This is a genomic window from Buttiauxella sp. (genome assembly GCF_035271705.1).
Taxonomy (GTDB): domain Bacteria; phylum Pseudomonadota; class Gammaproteobacteria; order Enterobacterales; family Enterobacteriaceae; genus Buttiauxella.
Window position 1 is genome coordinate 12,729 of the sequence record NZ_DATERI010000186.1, and the last position, 21,133, is coordinate 33,861.

The 21,133-nt window shown below is 47.0% G+C and carries 18 protein-coding genes; 6 read left to right on the top strand and 12 right to left on the bottom strand.

The window, feature by feature from the left end:
* Nucleotides 1–16 precede the first annotated feature (16 nt).
* The gene (locus VJY99_RS16930) at nucleotides 17–1,126 is read right to left on the bottom strand and encodes a DUF1615 domain-containing protein (protein ID WP_324120548.1); all 1,110 of its coding nucleotides are present in this window, start codon (nucleotides 1,124–1,126) and stop codon (nucleotides 17–19) included.
* Between the two features lie 193 nt (nucleotides 1,127–1,319).
* Between VJY99_RS16930 and VJY99_RS16935 the strand changes: the two genes are divergently transcribed.
* Genes VJY99_RS16935 through VJY99_RS16945 form a run of 3 tightly spaced genes read left to right on the top strand, consistent with a single transcriptional unit; the run spans nucleotide 1,320 to nucleotide 4,520 of the window.
* Nucleotides 1,320–1,775: a MarR family transcriptional regulator gene (locus VJY99_RS16935; protein ID WP_324120550.1), complete on the top strand. Its 456-nt coding sequence runs from the start codon at nucleotides 1,320–1,322 to the stop codon at nucleotides 1,773–1,775.
* Nucleotides 1,776–1,795: 20 nt separating this feature from the next.
* Nucleotides 1,796–2,974 (top strand): efflux RND transporter periplasmic adaptor subunit, encoded by a 1,179-nt coding sequence (locus VJY99_RS16940; protein WP_324120552.1) that lies wholly within the window; start codon nucleotides 1,796–1,798, stop codon nucleotides 2,972–2,974.
* 10 nt (nucleotides 2,975–2,984) lie between these two features.
* Nucleotides 2,985–4,520, top strand: a complete 1,536-nt coding sequence (locus VJY99_RS16945; RefSeq protein ID WP_324120554.1) for a DHA2 family efflux MFS transporter permease subunit — start codon at nucleotides 2,985–2,987, stop codon at nucleotides 4,518–4,520.
* Nucleotides 4,521–4,555: 35 nt separating this feature from the next.
* Here the strand turns inward: VJY99_RS16945 and sbmA are convergent, their stop codons facing one another.
* From sbmA to lpxP, 3 genes are all read right to left on the bottom strand, one after another.
* On the bottom strand, nucleotides 4,556–5,773 hold the full coding sequence (sbmA, locus tag VJY99_RS16950; protein ID WP_324120556.1) for a peptide antibiotic transporter SbmA: 1,218 nt from the start codon (nucleotides 5,771–5,773) through the stop codon (nucleotides 4,556–4,558).
* A gap of 220 nt (nucleotides 5,774–5,993) precedes the next feature.
* The gene (locus VJY99_RS16955; RefSeq protein WP_324120558.1) at nucleotides 5,994–6,515 is read right to left on the bottom strand and encodes an isochorismatase family protein; all 522 of its coding nucleotides are present in this window, start codon (nucleotides 6,513–6,515) and stop codon (nucleotides 5,994–5,996) included.
* Nucleotides 6,516–6,571: 56 nt separating this feature from the next.
* On the bottom strand, nucleotides 6,572–7,498 hold the full coding sequence (lpxP, locus tag VJY99_RS16960; protein WP_324120560.1) for a kdo(2)-lipid IV(A) palmitoleoyltransferase: 927 nt from the start codon (nucleotides 7,496–7,498) through the stop codon (nucleotides 6,572–6,574).
* A 430-nt stretch (nucleotides 7,499–7,928) separates the two neighbouring features.
* Between lpxP and ampH the strand changes: the two genes are divergently transcribed.
* A complete protein-coding gene (gene ampH, locus VJY99_RS16965) occupies nucleotides 7,929–9,086 on the top strand; it encodes a D-alanyl-D-alanine-carboxypeptidase/endopeptidase AmpH (RefSeq protein ID WP_324120562.1) in 1,158 nt (385 codons plus the stop codon).
* A 34-nt stretch (nucleotides 9,087–9,120) separates the two neighbouring features.
* Here ampH and VJY99_RS16970 read toward each other — a convergent pair whose 3' ends face one another.
* The 4 genes from VJY99_RS16970 to proB form a co-directional block, all read right to left on the bottom strand.
* On the bottom strand, nucleotides 9,121–9,741 hold the full coding sequence (locus tag VJY99_RS16970) for a helix-turn-helix domain-containing protein (protein WP_324120564.1): 621 nt from the start codon (nucleotides 9,739–9,741) through the stop codon (nucleotides 9,121–9,123).
* A 150-nt stretch (nucleotides 9,742–9,891) separates the two neighbouring features.
* Nucleotides 9,892–12,729 (bottom strand): autotransporter outer membrane beta-barrel domain-containing protein, encoded by a 2,838-nt coding sequence (locus tag VJY99_RS16975; protein WP_324120566.1) that lies wholly within the window; start codon nucleotides 12,727–12,729, stop codon nucleotides 9,892–9,894.
* A gap of 517 nt (nucleotides 12,730–13,246) precedes the next feature.
* Entirely contained in the window at nucleotides 13,247–14,500 is a 1,254-nt protein-coding gene (gene proA, locus VJY99_RS16980; protein ID WP_324120568.1) for a glutamate-5-semialdehyde dehydrogenase, read from the bottom strand.
* A 10-nt stretch (nucleotides 14,501–14,510) separates the two neighbouring features.
* Complete coding sequence (gene proB / locus VJY99_RS16985) at nucleotides 14,511–15,614, bottom strand: glutamate 5-kinase (protein ID WP_324120570.1); 1,104 nt, start codon at nucleotides 15,612–15,614, stop codon at nucleotides 14,511–14,513.
* Between the two features lie 294 nt (nucleotides 15,615–15,908).
* Here proB and phoE point away from each other — a divergent pair, with 294 nt between their 5' ends.
* Nucleotides 15,909–16,961, top strand: a complete 1,053-nt coding sequence (phoE, locus tag VJY99_RS16990; RefSeq protein ID WP_324120572.1) for a phosphoporin PhoE — start codon at nucleotides 15,909–15,911, stop codon at nucleotides 16,959–16,961.
* 45 nt (nucleotides 16,962–17,006) lie between these two features.
* Here the strand turns inward: phoE and crl are convergent, their stop codons facing one another.
* The 3 genes from crl to gpt all read right to left on the bottom strand — a co-directional run bounded on the left by crl (nucleotide 17,007) and on the right by gpt (nucleotide 19,286).
* Nucleotides 17,007–17,408, bottom strand: a complete 402-nt coding sequence (crl, locus tag VJY99_RS16995) for a sigma factor-binding protein Crl (RefSeq protein ID WP_324120574.1) — start codon at nucleotides 17,406–17,408, stop codon at nucleotides 17,007–17,009.
* A gap of 57 nt (nucleotides 17,409–17,465) precedes the next feature.
* On the bottom strand, nucleotides 17,466–18,713 hold the full coding sequence (gene frsA, locus VJY99_RS17000; RefSeq protein WP_324120576.1) for an esterase FrsA: 1,248 nt from the start codon (nucleotides 18,711–18,713) through the stop codon (nucleotides 17,466–17,468).
* 114 nt (nucleotides 18,714–18,827) lie between these two features.
* Nucleotides 18,828–19,286: a xanthine phosphoribosyltransferase gene (gene gpt / locus VJY99_RS17005; protein WP_034457839.1), complete on the bottom strand. Its 459-nt coding sequence runs from the start codon at nucleotides 19,284–19,286 to the stop codon at nucleotides 18,828–18,830.
* Nucleotides 19,287–19,551: 265 nt separating this feature from the next.
* Here gpt and pepD point away from each other — a divergent pair, with 265 nt between their 5' ends.
* Entirely contained in the window at nucleotides 19,552–21,009 is a 1,458-nt protein-coding gene (gene pepD / locus VJY99_RS17010) for a cytosol nonspecific dipeptidase (RefSeq protein ID WP_324120579.1), read from the top strand.
* Between the two features lie 44 nt (nucleotides 21,010–21,053).
* On the opposite strand, the gene VJY99_RS17015 is transcribed toward pepD, so the two are convergent.
* Nucleotides 21,054–21,133 (bottom strand): hypothetical protein (locus VJY99_RS17015; RefSeq protein WP_324120583.1); only part of this gene is annotated, 80 nt, incomplete at its 5' end.

Here is a 21,133-nt window from a genome sequence, read left to right on the forward strand (position 1 = left end):
ACTCCGTCTCCATGATTTAGCGTTTCATACACGCAGCACGTCGCTCATCCACTCGCTTCGCAAACCATGCAGTCGTCAAATTACGGGTGATTTTCGGACTCTCAAGCGTAATGCCTGGCAACATCTCTCGTGGCAACTTCTTACCGGCTTTCTTCTCCGCTATCGCATAAATCTGCTGATATAAATCGGTTTTCTCAAAGTCGATGCTGTCACCTTTTTGCAGCGCACGATGAATCTGGCTTTCACTCACATCAAGCTGGTTTGCCAACTTCCTGACGGCCAGTTCGGTGCTGCCTGGTTTATCCGTGTTATACAAAATTAAGTCGCCATCCAGCGCCAGCTTTACACCGGTTGCCTTGCTGACCGCACTTTGAAATGCGGCATTGCGGCTGGCATACCATCCGGCGTTGAAATCAGCAAAACGGTAGAGTGGTTGAGTGTAATTCGCCGGGTAATTTAGCAAATGGTAGGTGCCAAACCATAAGCCACCCCGCCTGGTGAACACCTCCTGACGAACGGCTCCTTCCATTTTCCATGGGTAACCGCTGGTGTGCTGTTCTGCAAAGGCAATACTCACCTGCATCGGGCCGCCAGTATGAACCGGGTTCAGATTGCCGAACAACTTCTGCCCCATCGGCACCATATCGATGAAATCATCAAAAATCGCGCTCAACTGCCCTTCCGTTTTCACGTTATCCAGACGGTCACTGTAACTTTTGCCATTTGGCGAGTTGATTAACAACGCGGTATGAACCAAAAACACCGGAATATGCATTTTTTCAGCGCGACGGTCGATCTCCTTCCAGGCGATTTTACTCAAATTTGGTACTGCGGGATCAGCAACCAGATTGGATTCTTGCTGCGCTACCGCCAATACAGAGCAGATATTTTCTTCGCTTGGCGCAATATTCTGGCTTTTAAAGGTGATGGCTAAATCTTTCGCCCAGTTGTTACGGTCTTTTACGTTGGCAGGGATTTTCTGCTTCACCACAGTTTCGACATCTACCGGTTTTGCCGTTTCCGAAACTGAAGGAGATGTTTTTGTCGTACATCCTGCCAAAACAAAAAGTGCGCCCAAGCTCAGTGTGAAAAGTCCATGCTGTCTGTTTAAAGTCACTGTGGTCATAACGTTCCGTTGTGATTGTTTTTATTGGGTTCTTGAAACAATAACAGTTCTTTGCCCAAGCGTTTATCGGAGTTTGACTGATTGTTGAGGACAAATTCGAACACTGACATAAAGTGCTCTCTTCTTGACATAAACTTGACAGTTAATTGCCTGGTCAGTAATTTCACCTGTAATTACTGACCAGGCAAGTATCATGAAAAACAATCCGGGTATTATTGATAACAAATTCCATCTAGGTTTGCTTATCCACCTCGTAAACCAGTTTAAAGACCAGCTTATCAGCCAATATTTCTCTGGCATGGATATCACCGCAGCTCAATTTAAAGTGCTGATTAATATTTATAAAGGCGTTACAAGCCCGGTAGAGATAAGTAAAGCCCTGGTGATGGATGCTGGGGCGATGAGCCGCATGGTTGACCGCATGGTCAAGCGCGAACTCATCGTTCGTCACCCTAATCCACAAGATAAACGCCAAGTGATTCTGGCTCTTACAGACAAAGGTCAGTTGATTTGCGACCGTTTTCAGAATGAAGCGCTCGCCTCCATTATCAGCGATCTCACCGCTCGCCTGACGCAGGATGAATCTCAACAACTGGTGGCATTAATGACTAAAATGCTGCCGGATCACATCACTGCGCCACATCGTTAACACTGTATAAAGGCCAAAAGATGGAAACGACTCCAGAAGAACACGTTCAGCGATCCAGTAAGCGCAAACGTAATTTTATTATTTTTATCCTGATTCTTGTGCTGGCAGCCGCTGGCTGTCTTACGTGGTATTTCTTGTACGCTCGCTTTTATGAGTCAACAGATGATGCCTATGTAAACGGTAATCAGGTCGCGTTGACGCCACAAATCAGCGGAACAGTGACTCAGGTGACTGCAGACGAAGGGGATTTTGTCGAAAAAGGCCAACCGCTGGTGTTGCTTGACCCCAGCGATACCAGAATAGCGCTTCAGCAAGCAGAAGCTAGCCTTGCCAACACCGTGCGCCAGGTGCGCGGATTATACAGCACAGCGGATAATTACCGCGCGCAGGTTGCCGCCAAACAGGTCGCCTTGCAAACGGCTCAAAATGACTACGCGCGTCGCCAGAAAATATTTTCGACCGGTGCAATTGCGGCTGAAGATCTCTCGCATTATCGCGATGCCGTTACCAGCGCACAGAGTGATCTGGCTTCCGCGCAACAAGCATTGCGTACAAATCTGGCAATGGTTGATGACACTGTTATTGATAGCCATCCGGAAATCAAAGCCGCTGTTGCAACCCTTCGCCAGCGTTATCTGGATAACTCGCGTACCACCATTGTTGCACCAGTGAGTGGCTATGTTGCTAAACGCGCTGTGCAGTTGGGGATGCGTGTGGACTCGGGCACTACGCTGCTGGCGATTGTGCCGCTCAATGAAGTTTGGGTCGATGCCAACTTTAAAGAAAGCCAGATGAACACCATGCGCCTGGGGCAGAAAGTGACGCTCAGTGCCGACCTCTACGGCGAGGATGTCGAGTACCTTGGCACCATTGAAAGTCTGGGTATCGGTACGGGCAGTGCTTTTTCTCTGCTCCCTGCACAAAATGCCAGCGGCAACTGGATAAAAATCGTTCAACGCTTACCCGTGCGCATCACACTTGACCCGCATGATATGCAGAAACATCCGCTGCGTATTGGCCTGTCGATGAATGCACGTGTGGATATTCGCAATGAAGACGGTCACCTGCTGCCACAAAAAACGGTTAGCTCGCCTCGCTTCACCACCGATGTCTATCAAGATTCTCTGGAAGCCGCGGACAAGGTGGTAGCCAAAATCCTTCATGACAACAGCAATGCGGTAGCTTCAGGCACCCATTAAGAGAGACGTTATGCAAGATAAGGCGGCGTATACGCCACCCAGTCTGCTACTTGCGACGCTCGCGCTGTCGCTGGCAACTTTCATGCAGGTACTGGACTCGACCATTGCAAACGTCGCATTACCGACGATTGCCGGTAACCTGGGGGTCAGCGCGGACCAAGGCACATGGGTTATCACCTCGTTTGCGGTGTGTAATGCTATTGCCTTGCCGCTCACGGGTTGGTTTACCCGCCGCTTTGGGCAGCTGAAATTGTTCATCGGCTCAGTGCTGATGTTTACCCTCACCTCATTCCTGTGCGGTTTCGCCCATAGCATGACGGAGTTGATTATTTTCCGCGCCATGCAGGGTTTTTTCGCAGGGCCAATGTTCCCGATGTGCCAGACGCTGTTGCTGGTCATCTTCCCGCCCATGAAACGCGGTATGGCGTTAGCACTGTTGTCGATGGTGACCGTGGTCGCTCCGATAGTTGGGCCAATTACCGGCGGCTGGATTACCGATAACTACTCCTGGCCGTGGATTTTTTATATCAACGTGCCGATAGGCATTTTTGCCTCGATTGTGGTTTGGACACAAATGCGTGGGCGCGAAGAAACCACGACTACAGCACCGATTGACTATATCGGCATCGGATTGCTGGTGATTGGCGTTGGGCTGCTGCAAGTGGTGCTGGATAAGGGCAATGATCTTGATTGGTTTGCCTCACCAGAAATTATCATCATGTCGGTGATTTCAGTGATTGGCCTGGTGGCTTTTGTCATTTGGGAATTGGGCGAACGCCATCCCATTGTGAATTTGCGTCTGTTTAAAGAACGCAACTTTGCGATTGGCACTACAGCTTTGATGTTGGGATATGCGGCTTTCTTTGCCATCAACATTATCCTACCGCAATGGCTACAAACACAGATGGGTTACACCGCTATCTGGGCCGGACTTGCCGCGGCCCCCATGGGCTTCCTGCCACTGTTACTTACGCCGATTGTTGGCCGTTATGCCGGCAAAGTGGATCTACGAATTCTGGCGTCGATGTCGTTCCTGATAATGGGTGCGTCGTGCTTGTTCCGTGCACAGTTCAATACCAACGTAGATTTCCGCACTATCGCTGAAGTGCAGATGTTTATGGGCATTGGCGTGGCATTCTTCTTTATGCCGTTAACAACGATAGTGTTGTCGAATCTTCAAGGTGCTGAAGTGGCAGAAGGTTCAGGCTTAGCCACGTTCTTCCGTGTATTGGGAGGCTCATTTGCCTCGTCACTGACGACCTGGATTTGGTCACGCCGCGAAGTGTTCCACCATGCAAATCTGACCGAGAGCGTGTCGATTTATAACCCGTCTGCGGTTGATTATCTGGAGAAAATGGGTGGCGCGACACAGCAGCATCTGGCGTTTGTCGATAGAACCATCGAGCAGCAGGCCTACATGATGTCGACCATCGACTACTTCTGGATTCTGGGATGGGGGTTTATGGGGCTGATTGTGATTATCTGGTTCGCTCGCCCGCCGTTTATTCGTTCAGGCGCGCCTGGTGCTCCAGCTGCGGGACATTAAATCAATCTGGCGGGACTCCCCGCCAGATTTAATTTTTAGACTGACTCACCTGCCGCTTCCACGGGAATATCCTGCAACGTACGCTCAAAGCTGCGCAGACGTTTGTAGATAGACATCAGCTCAACCAATGTCGTCCAGGAGTTAATCAAGTACTGGAATGAACCGCGCACCTGGCCAAATACGTTAGTGATTTGCGTCATTAGGCCCAGGGTAATGGTTCCGGCAACAATCGATGGGAACAGCAAGAACAAGCCAAATACGTTATCAACCTGCAGGTAGAGAATACGTGCAATGTTGAAATACATGTAATGGAAGTACAGGCGGAAATAGTTTCTGCGCACACCATCAAACAGCTCTTTAACCGTGGGCGGTGAGGCGCGGGATGCATCGTCCTCGCCATATACCAGTTCTTTACGATAAGCCGCTTCTACACGCTGATTTTTAAATTCAAGGCCGGGTAATTTAATCCCCACCACAGCCAACAAGCCCGTTCCCAGTATTGACCAGATAATGGCGGCAATCACCAGCCCGTAAGGGATGTGTCCGACAATCGGCAAATCAGGAACATGCGCAGAAAGAGTCACCAGCACCGGCAGAAAGGCAATTAACGTCATAATCGCGTTAATAAAACTGACGCCCATATCTTCCAGAGTTGAGGCAAAACGCATGGTATCTTCTTGCACACGCTGCGCAGCGCCTTCGATATTGCGCAACATTTGCCAGTTTTCCATATAGTATTCGTTCATTGCAGTACGCCACCGGAACACGTAGTGACTGACGAAGAAATTGTTCATCACGCCAACAATCACGGCAATCAGTGCGATCCCTAAGAATACACCTACCTCATGATAGAACTGCTCAATGGTGACTTTATGAGGTGAGCTGAGCGCGGTCTGAATTAAATCGTAGAACGGGGCATACCACGCGTTCACCGCGACCCCAACTTCCACCAGGAACCAGGTCACGAAGACGATGAGTGAAGATCCAAGAATGGACCAATATTGCCAACGGTGCGGGCTGTAGATGAACCAGAAAAGCGCAAACATGCCGACACACAAAGCGTAGTAGACATAAAATACCAAGTAACCCATTGACCAAAAACGGGCGGCGCTAATGGGTACCGCTCCCTTCACACCGGCAATGTGCTCAAACCAATTGCCACCACCGGCCTGCCAGAAAATAACGGCGATCATTGCCCAAATAAAAGCCGACAGGAAAAATGCCGTCGGGCGTGGGAAAAACGATTTAAACATTACAACACTCCTGAAATCACACTCTTATTGTTATACCCAAAAAAATTCGAGTTGCATCGCGGCGGCAAGAGAACAAACCCCGATGAGCTTACTGTTGTAAGTGATTCGGGTGCGTGAACGCCGCCAACAAAGATGCAGCTTGAAGTATGACGGGTATATAACTATCCCGACTGAATAAGGCTCACTCAATGTTGTATCAAGGGATGTAAGGTTTATTGCTTTACCACTGCTCGAGGATCTCTGCGGTAGATTTTACCCGCAGCGTATTTCCCGGAATCGTAAAGTTACGCCAGACATCGTTGTAATGCTCGATCAACACTTCGGCAAGCGCAGCCGGACGATTTGCTGTTGTATGCGCGTCTGCTGCGACAGTCATGGCATAACCGCGACTGGCTCCGTTTTTAATAGTAGCGTCCACGCAATAATCCGTTGCACAACCGCAGACCACAAATTCGTTAATCTGGTAGCGATTGAGGACCTCATCAAGCTCAGTTCGGTAAAACGCATCGCACGCTGTTTTAGTCACATAAATCGCGTCAACCGGTTGTATTAATTCAGATAAAATCTCAAATGCCGCAGTCCCCTGCTCCAACCCTTGCTCAGTATGTTGAATAAAAATGACTTTATCGGCGGCGTTGATCAGTTGGTTAATACGTGTCGTGCAGATGTCCCGGTTAATACGAGGGGCTTCAAATACCCCATTTTGCATATCAATAACCATCAGTACACGTTGGGCAGTCATGATTAAGCTCTCACTAAACGAGGAATTCTGGAGCGTAACACAGACCTATTTTGGCTTTAAACTGTATAAAGCTTAGGTGCGCCTTCGGGCCGGGTTTTGAATCGACGATGTAACCATAAGTATTGCTCCGGTGCGCGCATAATTTCGTGTTCGATCTTACGGTTCATGTACTCAGCAGCAGCGTGTTCGTCATCCAGCGGATAATCACTAAACTCGGGCCCAATAACGAGTTGATAGCCTGTACCATCTTTCTTGCGGATTAGCACGATAGTCAGAATCGCGGGTTTTGCCAGACGAGCAATGGTGTAGGTTCCGTTAGTGGTCGCTGCGTGTTGCACGGCAAAAAATGAGGCAAATGAGCTGCCTTTAGGACCGTAATCCTGATCGGGCGCGAACCAGACCGCTTCGCCTGCCTTAAGAGCCTTCACCATGCCTTTCAAATTCCGGCGATCCAGCATGGCCTTATTGGAACGCGAACGTCCGCGCGTTTGAATAAATTCCATCGCTTTGTTGTTGTGCGGTCGGTACATTGCCATCATCGGACGGCAAAGCCCCATCACGCGACCGCCCAGTTCCAGTGACATAAAATGTACACCGATGGCCATCACGCCCTGCCCTTTATCACAAGCCGCCGTGATATTTTCAAGCCCACTGACTTCGAACCACTTACGCACTCGTGCATCTGACCAGAACCAAGCCATGCCGGTTTCAATTAAGCCCATACCAAGCGACGAGAAATTTTGCACCACGATGGCATCAATCTGCGCGTCGGTGTAGTGCGGGAAACACAATTTAAGGTTCTGACGGGCAATCGACACCCGGCGTTTGAGAAAATGCATGGATGTGCGACCAATGACGTCGCCCATTTTCAGTAGTACAGGGTAAGGTAATTGCACCCACAGCCACAAAATAGCCAGACCAAACCAAGTTAGCCAATAGCGAGGGTGGAGGAGTTCAGTTTGAAAGTGCGGTTTACTAGACATTATCAGCTTCTGTATGCGTTATTTGTGTGTATCGCATAAAGATGTCACTCATTAGCGGTACAACGTAGTTCTCGTACTATGACGCCACATGGCGGTAATAGTTGCGACACTTGTTCAGCGTGACTCTGATAATACGCATTTTCTGATCAAGCCATGTATAGATGTTGTCATTTTTTTTTACGTATTTCGCTTTATTGTGTAAGGATTAGGAGTTCTACGCACAAAGTCGTTCAAAAAACGGTCGATATAAATCTAATCTACAGACTGCACCGCGGCCGTAAACTGTGGTGCATTAACAAACGAAAATGCCCTTGAAATGCCGCGTTACGCTTTTTCTTATCACAATCCTCATTTTCCACGTTTGCGTAGCGCCATAGAGTAGTATAAATACGATCAATATCGCTCCACTTCGTTTAATGGGTTACCCGCGTTGAAAATTCGTCTACCGAGTCTCGCAGCACTCGTCATTGCTGCGCTGCCACTTTTGAGTTTTGCACAAACCTCTCCCGATCCTGTTTTTGCTTCGGAAATAGCAGATCGTTATGCCAATCATATTTATTACGGCAGTGGTGCTACAGGCATGGCAATGGTGGTTATTGATGGTAACCAGCGCGTTTTCAGAAGCTTTGGAGAGACCAGACCTGGCAATAACATTCGCCCGCAACTTGACTCGGTTATCCGCATTGCATCGCTGACCAAACTCATGACCAGTGAAATGCTGGTGAAAATGTTGGATCAGGGTAAGGTTCAGCTTAATGATCCATTAAGCAAATATGCCCCTAGTGGAGCCAGAGTCCCAACTTATAATGGCAACCCCATTACCCTGGTGAATCTGGCAACGCACACTAGTGCATTACCTCGTGAACAACCAGGCGGTGCGGCACATCGAACAGTGTTTACCTGGCCGACGCGTGACCAACGCTGGAATTGGCTCGCCAATGCAAGTTTAAAAAACGCACCGGGTACGGTTGCCTCTTATTCGAATCTCGCATTCGATCTTCTCGCCGATGCGTTGGCTCGTGCTGCAGGTAAACCTTATCCTCAGTTGTTCGAAGAACAAATCACCCGCCCATTGGGTATGAAGGACACCACATTTACCCCTTCACCGGACCAATGCAAGCGCCTGATGGTGGCAGAAAAAGGTGCCAGCCCTTGCGATAATTCGCTGGCGGCAATTGGCAGTGGTGGCGTTTATTCAACTCCTGACGACATGATGCGCTGGATGCAGCAGTTCCTGAGTTCTGATTTCCATCGTCGTAATACCCAAGCAGACAGAATGCAGACGCTCATTTATCAACGTGCGCAACTCACCAAAGTCATTGGAATGGATGTTCCTGGGAAAGCTGATGCTTTAGGACTGGGTTGGGTTTATATGGCACCGAAGAATGGTCGACCTGGTATTGTGCAAAAAACAGGGGGAGGCGGTGGATTCATTACGTATATGGCGATGGTTCCCCAAAGTAATGTCGGGGTCTTTGTCGTGGTGACTCGCTCGCCATTAACTCGTTTTGTGAATATGAGTGACGGTGTAAATGATTTAGTAACAGAACTAAGCGGGTTTACCTCTCAATCCAGCCCTGCGTCTTGAGAGTTGAGCAGGTCGATATGTAGACCTGCTTTTTTCAATAACTGACGGGTAGATGACTTATCGAAATAAGCTTACCTTTATCCATCTCGATGTAATTGCCTTTACGTAGAGCAGACAATACTTCAGCAATCACTGAACGGGAAATTTTAGTTCTTTTTTGCACGAAACTAATAACACCAGTACGCGCACGTAAATCATAACTCCATGAGTTCATCGTGAGCAATGTGGTCCGAATCTGAGAATAAGTCGTTGTCCCCACAAAACGAGAGTCACGCCTTTCTAAGCTACGTACAAGATAGATTGACCAGTGACAAGCCTGTTGCCATAGTCTATTTTTTTCAATAATTTCAGATGCAATCCTTGTGGAAACAGTAAACCCTTGACAATCAGTCTGGGTAACAAGGCGATATTTAAATTGAGTCGCTTGGAATATATTTGCCAAACCTAATAGCGTGGGGGCTGATATGAGTTCCATCACCAGTTGGTCCATTTCCCTGTGTAAGAGAACACTCCCTTCGCTAAAGAACCAGATTAATGGTTCATCATTCTCATTAAACATGTTTAATTCACTGTTTGCTGGCAAAATGAATTTTTCGCCAACCTCCACCAACCTGCTACGAATAGCTTCTAGCGGGGTTAATGGTTTTATTAACATAATAGATATTCCTTTATCTAATGATGACCCAATAAAATGCCTGTCTCTACTCGAGACAGGCATTTTTATAAGCATGCAATTCACTTTAAGTAGAATATTAAGGGGAGGCAAAAACCTTATATTCTGAGAATTGCGTAATTATTTATCTTATTACCAAGTGTACTTAACACCCACATTTGCTGACCAATCCTGCTCAACATCACCACCACCAAGGTAGTTAGTGTCAGCATAGGCTGCAAAGTTTTTAGTGAAGCTGAACTGAGTACCCAGTCCTACGCGTACCGCAGAACCTTCCACTCCATTGTCAATTTCATCACCATTTACATCAGAACTATTGCCGTTAGCATCGTCGTAGACGTAAGCAAGTTTGAAGTAAGGGGTCAGTGCTTGATCGCCATAATCGAAGGTATATCCAGCATCCATACCCAACTCATAACGCATGCTATCGTATGACTGGCTACCCACTTTCATATCATTGCTAAGCTGGTAGTTGTCGCCATCCTGGAACAGACCAGAAATAGAAGCATAAGGAGTCAAGTAACCTTCCTTGCTGAGTTGCAAGTCGTAACCCAGTTTCATGCCAAGGCCCCAGGCATCGGAAGAAGCATCACCACTTACTGCAGCACCGTTGCTCATGGTTGCACTCAGGTCATTGCTGTAATGGCTATAACTCAGAGTTGAATCCAGGAAGATATTGTTCTGGAAACGAGCAGAAGAGTAGATACGAGCAGATTGGCTGTCTTGATCTACGCTACCGCTGTTATCATTAATATCGCCTTTCGCAAAGCCTGCTGCTGCACCGACAGTCCAGTTAGCGCTATTGCCTTCGATCTGCTTATCCAGACCAACCATGATACCACTTACATCCTGGTCATAGTTCAGCACGCCATTGTCGCCAGAGAAACTGCCACCGATATAAGAGACCCATGCACCGCCAGTATCACCTTCGGTGTGACGGCCATTTGCCAGGCGAGTTGCCAGCACATCTTGCTCAAGGTTCCAGATATTGGTATTAGCAGAAGGAATGCTTAACGCCATATTAGCGTAATCAGTCAACTCACCCTGCTTCAGGACAACGGTATTCCCATTCTGCTCAGCTTGATAGGTGTAGGCACCCAAGTCAGCTTTGTTAGCCGCAGAGAAGGTTGCAGTATTGTTCACATCGTTAACATAGATAATTTCTTTATCTTTATAATTAGCAACGGAACCTGCACCAGTTGAATTATTGATACGAACTTTGTAGTTACCAGCAGCCGCTACTGTTCCATCGTTGGTATCATCTACACTGAATTCTTGATCAGCATTGTTACTATTACCGTTACCATTAATGGTCAGATGGCCGTCAGAGTTCATAGCAATTACGCCATAACCATAAGTCGCATCTTGAGTATTCGTGGTATTGGTATGACCATTAATCAAATCTGCATCTAATACATAGTCGCTGCTATTGATGTTAAATACACCACCCTTAGTCAACTCCATAGTATCCGTGCTAAACAGGTTAGCATCGAAATCACCCGCACCAATGCTGAACTCACCACCGTTAGAAACGGTAATGGTGTTAGCACGCAGGTAAGTGGTTTCATCAGTCAAATCGACTTTACTGTAGCCATCAACCGTCAGATGATCGGTGCCCACTTCACCACCAGAACTCAGGTTCATCGTTGAACCATTGGTCAGAGTAATAGAGTCGGCAAGCAGGGAACTTTCAGCGACATTAACCTGAGAACCATTATTCACAGTCAGCGTATCAATGTTGGATGCGTTGACGGTATCCCATTCAGAACCGTTGTTCAGCGCAACGTTGAACACGCCGCTCTGGAAGGTTTGATCATTAACGACATTGCCCCAATGATCATTAGTAGAGTTTGGTTCAAGGCTGTTAACCGCAACATCGTAGATGGTTGCAGGGCCAATAGAGTTATAAGTAAATACAGCTGCACCAACCCACTTACTACCGTTATCCAGGGTAATGTTCAGCTCGTCAACGTTCAGGCTATCGTCAGCCCAACCACCATTGGTATCAAGAACTCCATCATCGGTAGAGTCGTGACCATTTGGATAGAAGTTAGCGTTCCAGGTGCTGTTAAATGCAACATCGCCCATCAGGGTAGAATGGTCGAATCTTACATTGTTTTTCATCGCATAATTTGATGCTGAGCTATCAGCAAAAGACAATGCGGTGTCGTTTACACTGCCATCACCGTTATAGTCACTTGGTTCTTCTGAATTGCCATAGAAGCCCTTGTTTTCCAGTGGAGTGTACGCCCCAGATGTCACCGTAGAGTTAACAACAGAGATGTTGTTGTCCCAAGTACGATATTCATTGGCGTAATCTGTATTGCTCGTGTCTCCTTGAGATAAAGCAATACCGGCAACATGAGAGTTATCACTGATGTTGATATTACTTTCAACATCCAACGTTACTGCTGCACCTAAATAGGCATAATCAGCGGTACGATACTGTTCTGATGCCGCTTTACCATCAGCATTCAAATAGCTGTCTGTAAAGTAGAAATACTCGTAATCGTCGTCAATGGTGGAATTAGCGATATTCAGTGTGAAAGCATCACCGTCAATCCATTTATAATCAACATCTGTACCATTCGTCCAATCATGGCCATCGTGGTCGTAAACTTTTTGAGATGTGATCATTCCGTGAATAACTGAATTGGAAATATTCAGCGTATTAGCATCACCATCCGCATAATCATTATTCAGATAGTAAGTGGAGATAACACCATTGACTACATCATTATTGAAGGTTTGATCATAAGCGCCATCAGCCGCATTGTTATAGATATAACCATCATAAGTAATATAGTTAAGTTTGTCGGTGTTTTCCCAATCACTCCAGCTAAACGCTGTGGTCGCATCATCGTGATAACCGAAGGTGTTATAAGTAGTAGCATTTGCCTGAGAAGCAATTGCCAAAGTACAGGCTAATGCTAGTTGCGATACAACGAGTTTCTTTTTCCAAGAGTGCATTTATCATCCCTCCTCAGGGACTAGATCTTATGTTGGTCCATCAATAGTCAATGCAGTATATCTAATACAGGTAGTTGTATTAACGAAAGGATTATGACGCTAAAAAAACAAATCGTTCAATTAATTATTGAGTTCTGTCCGAAATCGAACATTTATATCCAGAGATATTTCACTGCTAAATTAAATGACATTAACAACCCTCAACACAATGTCGAACCCCGCTTAACCAACACAAACGAAATCTATATAAATATCAAATAAATTGATTATTTAATAATGTTAAAACAAATCACATAAGATAAAGTTATTAAATACACAATTGATATACAACATAGGAATTGTTTTAATGGGGAAGGGGTAAGTTATTAGGAGTGAATGGAGTGGTTATTGTCGTAAAAGTATCAATAAAACATTCTAATAGTTCAGTAAAAAATGCTCAAAATAAGAATCACAGATAACGCACAATATTTATGCTTTCCATATTATTATGCATTATCTGTATACCAATCTCTATCAATTATGACCGGATTGTATCGTCGCCAAAGCCTATCCATTTATACGTCGTGAGTGCTTCCAGCCCCATTGGGCCACGAGCATGAAGCTTCTGCGTGCTTACCGCCACTTCCGCACCAAGACCAAATTGGCCGCCATCGGTGAAACGCGTTGAAGCATTCACATAGACGGCAGATGAATCGACCTCATTCACAAAACGGTTCGCATTGCGTAACGTACGGGTCAGTATCGCGTCAGAATGTTGTGTGCCATGTTCACGAATATGGTCAATAGCGTCATCAATATCAGCGACAACTTTCACATTCAGATGAAGTGACAACCACTCGTCGTCGTAGTCTTCTGCTTTTACTGGTAATACTTCCGCAGGGCCATCTTGCAACAGAACTATAGACTTTTCGTCAGCATGCAATGTCACGCCAGATTCGGCCATTTGTTGGCTTAGCGAAGACAAGAAGCTCGCAGCAATCCCCTGATGGACCAACAAAGTTTCTACTGTATTGCAGGTGCTAGGACGCTGAGTTTTAGCGTTAACAATAATTTTCAGCGCCGGATCAAATTCAGCGCTTTCATCCACAAAGATATGGCACACGCCAATCCCACCGGTAATGACTGGAATCGTTGATTGCTCGCGACAGAGTTTATGTAAGCCTGCACCACCACGTGGGATTAACATGTCAACGTAGCGATCCATACGAAGCAGTTCATTCACTAGCGCACGATCAGGACTTTCAATCGCCTGAACGGCAGCGGCTGGTAAGCCACATTCCGTCAGCGCTTGTTGAATGACCTTCACCGTTGCTGCATTAGTGCGCCAGGTTTCTTTCCCGCCACGCAGAATCGCTGCATTGCCTGTTTTCAGACACAATGAGGCAACATCAACCGTTACATTAGGACGAGCTTCATAAATCACACCAACCACACCTAGCGGAACACGGCGACGCTCAAGACGTAACCCGCTGTCCAGTATCCCGCCATCAATAATTTGACCAACAGGATCGGCCAAATTGCATACCTGACGAACATCATTTGCAATACTATTCAGGCGTGAAGGAGTCAGTTGTAAACGATCTAACATCGCTTCGCTAAGGCCATTGACCTTAGCTTCAGCCAGGTCTTTTTCGTTAGCTTCTAAAATAGCCTCAGCCTGAGCTTCCAGATTATCTGCAATACGTTCCAGCGCACGGTTTTTTTCGCGGCTTGAGAGCAGTGCCATCTGATAAGAGGCGGCTTTAGCTGCTTTACCCATTTGTTCCAGCATTGCCTGCTCCTTAGTTAACGATCATGTCGTCACGATGAACGGCTACCGGACCATATTCGTAGCCAAGAATTTCACCGATCTGTTGAGAGTGATGACCAGCGATACGACGCAAAGCGTCGCTATTGTAGCGACAAACCCCATGGGCTATATCACGCCCTTCAAGGCTGCGAATACGGATAACCTCGCCGCGAGAAAAGTTTCCAGTGACTTTTTTGATGCCCTTTGGCAATAAGGAGCTTCCGCGTTCAAGGATCGCCGCAAGCGCGCCATCATCAACCGTAATTTCCCCCGCAGGAGGTGCGCCAAATATCCAACGCTTACGGTTTTCTAATGGTGATTGTTGAGCATGGAAACGGGTTCCAACGGGTGTGCCCGCCATAACATCACCAATCACTCCTGGTCTGCTACCAGCCGCAATCACTACGTCGATACCCGCACGACAGGCAACATCAGCAGCCTGCAATTTCGTGCCCATACCGCCTGTTCCAAGACCTGACACGCTATCACCGGCTATCGCTCGAAGTGCATCATCAATACCGTGAACTTCTTTAATGAGCTCCGCTTCTGGATTGTTACGCGGGTCAGCAGTAAACAGCCCTTGTTGGTCAGTCAGCAGTAATAGTTTATCTGCACCAGCCAAAATGGCTGCCAGCGCAGAAAGATTGTCGTTATCGCCAACTTTGATCTCTGCGGTCGCAACAGCATCGTTTTCATTGATTATCGGTACGATGTGGTTATCAAGCAAAGCACGCAGAGTGTCACGAGCATTCAGGAAACGCTCACGATCTTCCATATCGGCACGTGTCAGCAGCATCTGCCCAACATGAATGCCATAAATAGAAAATAGTTGTTCCCAAAGTTGGATTAATCGACTTTGGCCAACTGCCGCCAACAATTGCTTGGATGCTATCGTTGCGGGGAGTTCGGGGTAGCCTAAATGCTCACGTCCTGCAGCAATCGCCCCGGAGGTCACAATAACAATGCGATGCCCGGAGGCATGAAGTTGTGCGCACTGGCGCACCAGCTCAACAATATGAGCTCTATTCAGGCGGCGCGAGCCACCGGTTAATACGCTAGTGCCTAGTTTTACCACCAGCGTCTGGCTGTCACTCATGATTCTCTGCCGTTTCAACGAAATTGGAAAATTAAAATGCTAGATGACGTTGTAACAGGAGTCACGCGGCTTGCCAACAGGCTCAGCAGGAAAATAGAGATCTTGGTGTGAAGTAATCGGTAAACGTAGCGGCAAATTTTGACAGTTTTATGACAAGGATAAATTTTTACGTTTATTTATACTTTATCTTACTTTGTCATAAATCTTTCATCTCCAAACGATAAAACTCTCTGCGTTTTTTAACGGGATATTTCCCGATTAAATTTTAGCGCGTATACACTATTGGGATGAAAAATGAAAAAGACCACTCTGGCATTAATGGTATTGGGCATTGTTACTTCAGCATCTTCTCAAGCCGCCGAAATATATAATAAAGATGGTAATAAACTTAATGTTTATGGCAAAGTCAAAGCGATGCATTATTTAAGCGATGACAATAATAAAGATGGCGACCAGACCTATGTTCGTTTCGGCATTAAAGGCGAAACTCAGGTCAACGATCAATTAACAGGTTATGGTCAATGGGAATCCGAATTCTCAGGTAATAAAGATGAAGGTAGTTCCACAATCAAAACACGTTATGCTTTTGCCGGTGTTAGATACGCCAATTTCGGTTCATTTGATTATGGTCGTAGTCTCGGCGCATTATATGACGTAGAAGCCTGGACCGATATGTTCCCTGAGTTTGGTGGTGATTCTTCTGCCAGAACAGATAACTTCATGACTAAACGAGCATCAGGTCTGGCAACCTTCCGCAGTACCGATTTCTTTGGTGCGGTAGATGGCTTGAACATGACGCTGCAGTATCAAGGTAAAAACGAAAACCGTGATGTATCTAAGCAGAACGGTGATGGCTTCGGTACAGCATTGACTTATGATTTTGGTGGCAGTGACTTCCAACTTGGTGGCGCATATACCACTTCTGACCGTACCGATGCACAACAGGCGCTGGCCCGTGGCGAAGGTGATAAAGCTGATTCCTGGGCTACCGGTGTAAAGTATGATGCAAATAATCTGTATGTCGCATCGATGTATTCTCAAACACGTAATATGACACCCATTTCCGGTGGATTTGCAAACAAAACTCAAAGCTTTGAAGCGGTGGTGCAATACCAATTTGATTTTGGCTTACGCCCATCATTAGGCTATGTCCAGCAGAAAGGCAAGGATATTGAAGGGATCGGTGACGCTGATTTGGTCAAATATGTTGATGTAGGTGCAACATACTACTTCAATAAAAATATGTCTGCCTTCGTTGATTACAAAATTAACCAACTGGATGATGATAATCCACTGGGTATTAGCAGTGATGACATCGTCGCATTAGGCATGGTGTATCAGTTCTAATCCATAAATAAAAACCCCTTCTATATTAAGAAGGGGTTTTTATATTTATGCAGATAGCTTCACTGGTTTTTCCGCAAAATTTTCCGCGGGTACCAATTGAAGACCCAGAGTGCTTAATAACTCACGTAGACGCTCGTGGAAGCCACGTAATGTCAGCTCAAGTCTTTCATCCACTTCTTTATCTTTTGCAGCCGTTGGGGTCCACTTACCATCTTTATCGAACAGACCAAAATGGTAGGTGTAAGTAAACTGTTTTTCCTGAGCTTCCAACTCCATCCACCACCCCCAGAATTCACGCTTCTCCGGGGCGGGCTTCACATTGACGCACACAGCCAGGCAATCGAAGAAAAAACGGTTATCTTCACATTGCTCTTCCCGGATATATGGGCCAAGCGAGGCAAATTTTTTGATCAATCTACTTTTCGGGTGTCCACTTGGTAACGTCATTCCGATCTCCTGTTGTGAAGCAACTGTTTTACCAAACCCATGAAATTTAGCAAATCATTAACGTAATCTCTGCTTGATCCATCCGGTAATTTCTTTCAGCGCTTTGTCAAAGTTGCGATACACCGGATTAAACGGGATCGCTAACAACTTACCATCCGCAGATGACGAAGTGATTAATCGAGATTCGTCTTCTGGGCTGAACGGATCGTTCGCCCAGTAACCCGATAACATCGGGGTTGGGCAATAACGTCCCAATAACCCTTGGGTTTTTAGAGAGTAGCGATTCAACTCCACGCGTAACGCGTTGTCAGAAGCATCAAGCATTCCCAGGCGACTGGCCAGCACATCAATATACATCTCAGGCACCTGAGCCTGACGTGATGCATCGCTCAATAAACTATGAACAACCGGCCCAAGACATGCAACTGCCCGCAAACGAGGCGCTTCGACATAGCCCAAACGCACCGCGACGTTTGCACCAAAACGGAAACCGAACGCCGCCACACGGGTGTGGTCAATCCAGGATATGTTAGGGAGTGCTTTCAAAACGTGCTGGTGTAAAAGACTGGAATCCTGAGTCAGTTTCCATTTTGAAGAAAATCCGACCGATGGCATATCGATGGTTAACATCGCGATACCTTCAGGAGCAAAATACTTCTCAAACAAGGTGTAATAATCGCTTTGTAACGCATCCAGACCACCGCAAATCAGCACTGTCGGGAATGGCCCCTCCCCTTCTTTTGGGACATGAAGGAATCCCGTTATCGCACCGCCACCAGGAATAGCAAATTCCAGTTCACGCAAGCCGCCGGAAAGACGTGGAGCCGCTTCTTCATAGGCATGATTTGCCAGAACTTGCGCCTGTTCGGCCAGTTGGTCGCCTTTCAGGTGTGGATAGGCGGCAATGCTATAAAGATTGGCAGCCTGTAACCAATATTTGCCACTCAGGACTTTATCGGTTTCCTGATTGGCCCTCTGCTGCCAAAGCATTGCCTGCTTAGACCATTCAAAAATCCAGTTTCCGCTGCGATAACCGATGACGGTATCAAACAGATCGGCGTTGGTACGTTCCGCCGGATTAACCGCAATGCGAGCCTGAACTTCAAGGATTTCGCGGGGATCAACACCACGCCATACCCACAACAGGCGGTTAACCATACGATACCAGTGAGGAACAGATTTACCGTCCAGTGCAGACTGAATAACAGGGGCAGTTTGATGTTTAACGCGACGGATTAACGTCGACGTCTCGGGATGTTTAAATCGGGGTTTAAATAGCGTTTCGCTAAGATTGGCCTGTACCATCGCCTTCTGCCTCCATACAAACGTCAGGAATGCAGCTATTGTACTCTGTCGGCAAGCAAATAACACAAACGCCCGGCATTACCGGGCGTAAATCAGTGCAAAGGATGACGGCTATTAACGACCAGCCAATGGTGGTACAAACACAACGCCCATATCCCACGGCTGTTCAATCCAGGTATCCTGCGGGATATCGATAACGTAATCGTCAACTAAAGGCTGACCAGCAGGCTTGGCAAAGATCGTGACAAAATGCGCTTTTGGATACATTTCACGGATAGCCACTGCGGTACCGCCGGTATCAACCAAGTCATCAATAACGATGAAGCCTTCACCATCGCCTTCCGCACGTTTCAGCACTGTCAACTCACGCTGGTTGTCGTGGTCATAGCTGGAGATGCAAACGGTATCAACATGACGAATCCCCAGTTCACGTGCCAGCAGGGCGCCAGGAACCAAGCCACCACGGCTAACGGCAATAATGCCTTTCCACTGTTCGGCAGGAAGCAGACGGCTTGCCAGTTTACGCGCGTGAATCTGCAACATGTCCCAGGTGACGATGTATTTTTCGCTCATGTGAAATTATCCCAGCCAGTTATTAACGGCTTAAAAATGTTCAAAGGGGTTTTGGTTGCGCGAGATTATAGAGACCTGGCGCACTAAAAACCAGTGCTGTGGGCTCGTCCCTTTCGTTTTTACGTGCTTTAGATCGTCATAGCGTGAGTTAAAGTGGTATTCTCAAACCAGCACACAATGCTTACTTGTGTTGTATTTCATTTAGATTAATCCTGGTCTCTGCTAACCAAAATAGTCGGCAGAGTCGATGTCAAGGAGACTCATCGTGTCTGAATTGTCTCAATTATCTCCGCAACCGCTGTGGGATATTTTTGCCAAAATCTGTTCCATTCCGCACCCTTCTTATCATGAAGAACAGCTTGCGGAACATATTCTGTCCTGGGCAAAAGAAAAAGGCCTACATGTAGAGCGCGACCAGGTCGGTAATATCCTGATCCGTAAACCTGCGACGGCAGGTATGGAAAACCGTAAATCGGTGGTTCTGCAGGCTCACCTCGATATGGTGCCGCAGAAAAATAACGACACAGTCCATGATTTCACCAAAGATCCGATTCAACCGTATATTGACGGTGAGTGGGTCAAAGCGCGCGGAACGACGCTGGGCGCAGATAATGGTATCGGTATGGCGTCCGCATTGGCGGTGCTGGCTGATGATTCTGTATCTCATGGTCCATTAGAAGTTCTGCTGACCATGACCGAAGAAGCCGGTATGGACGGTGCATTTGGTCTGCAAGCTGGCTGGTTACAAGCTGATATTCTGATCAACACCGACTCTGAAGAAGAGGGTGAGATCTATATGGGCTGTGCAGGTGGGATTGATTTTATCTCCACGCTGCCACTGCAACGCGAAGCGATTCCTGCTGGTTACGAAACCTTTAAACTGACCATCAAAGGTCTGAAAGGCGGCCATTCAGGTGGTGAAATCCATTTGGGTCTGGGCAACGCAAACAAATTGCTGGCCCGTTTTCTGTTCGCTCACGCAGCAGAACTGGATGCTCGTCTGATTGATCTGAACGGCGGTACGCTGCGCAACGCGATTCCACGTGAAGGCTTTGCTACCCTGGCCGTCCCGGCAGATAAAACCGCACAGCTGAAATCTTTTGCGAACGAGTTCCTTTCAATTCTGAAAAATGAACTGGCAGCAGTCGAGAAAAACATCAATGTTTTACTTGAGCCGGTCACTACCGACAAGCAAGCGCTGATTGCCAAAAGCCGTGACACTTTCCTGAGTCTGCTGAACGCCATGCCAAACGGCGTCATCCGTAATTCCGACGCGGTGAAAGGCGTTGTGGAAACCTCACTGAACGTGGGTGTGGTCACAATGAGTGATGAAAACGCAGAAATCATCTGCCTAATTCGTTCATTGATTGATAGCGGTAAAGACTATGTCGTTGGCATGCTTCACGCGCTGGGCCAGCTTGCTGGTGCGCAAACCGTTGCCAAAGGTAGCTATCCTGGCTGGCAGCCGGATGCAAACTCACCCGTTATGCATTTGGTTCGTGAAACTTATCAGGGCCTGTTCAATAAAACACCGAACATCATGGTCATCCATGCGGGTCTGGAATGTGGTCTGTTTAAGAAGCCTTACCCAGATATGGATATGGTTTCGATTGGGCCGACCATCACCGGTCCACATTCGCCAGATGAACAAGTGCATATCGAAAGCGTAGGCCAATACTGGATTCTGCTGACAGAATTACTGAAAGCCATTCCAGCTAAGTAAGCCTTTGAAGTCTTGATTCAAACCCTCTCAATGAGAGGGTTTTTTTATAGCCCGAGAAGCAATTGACGTTCCATTTGTGGGTCCAACAAAGTGACATGTAAACCCACGAGCCTAACCCCTCGCC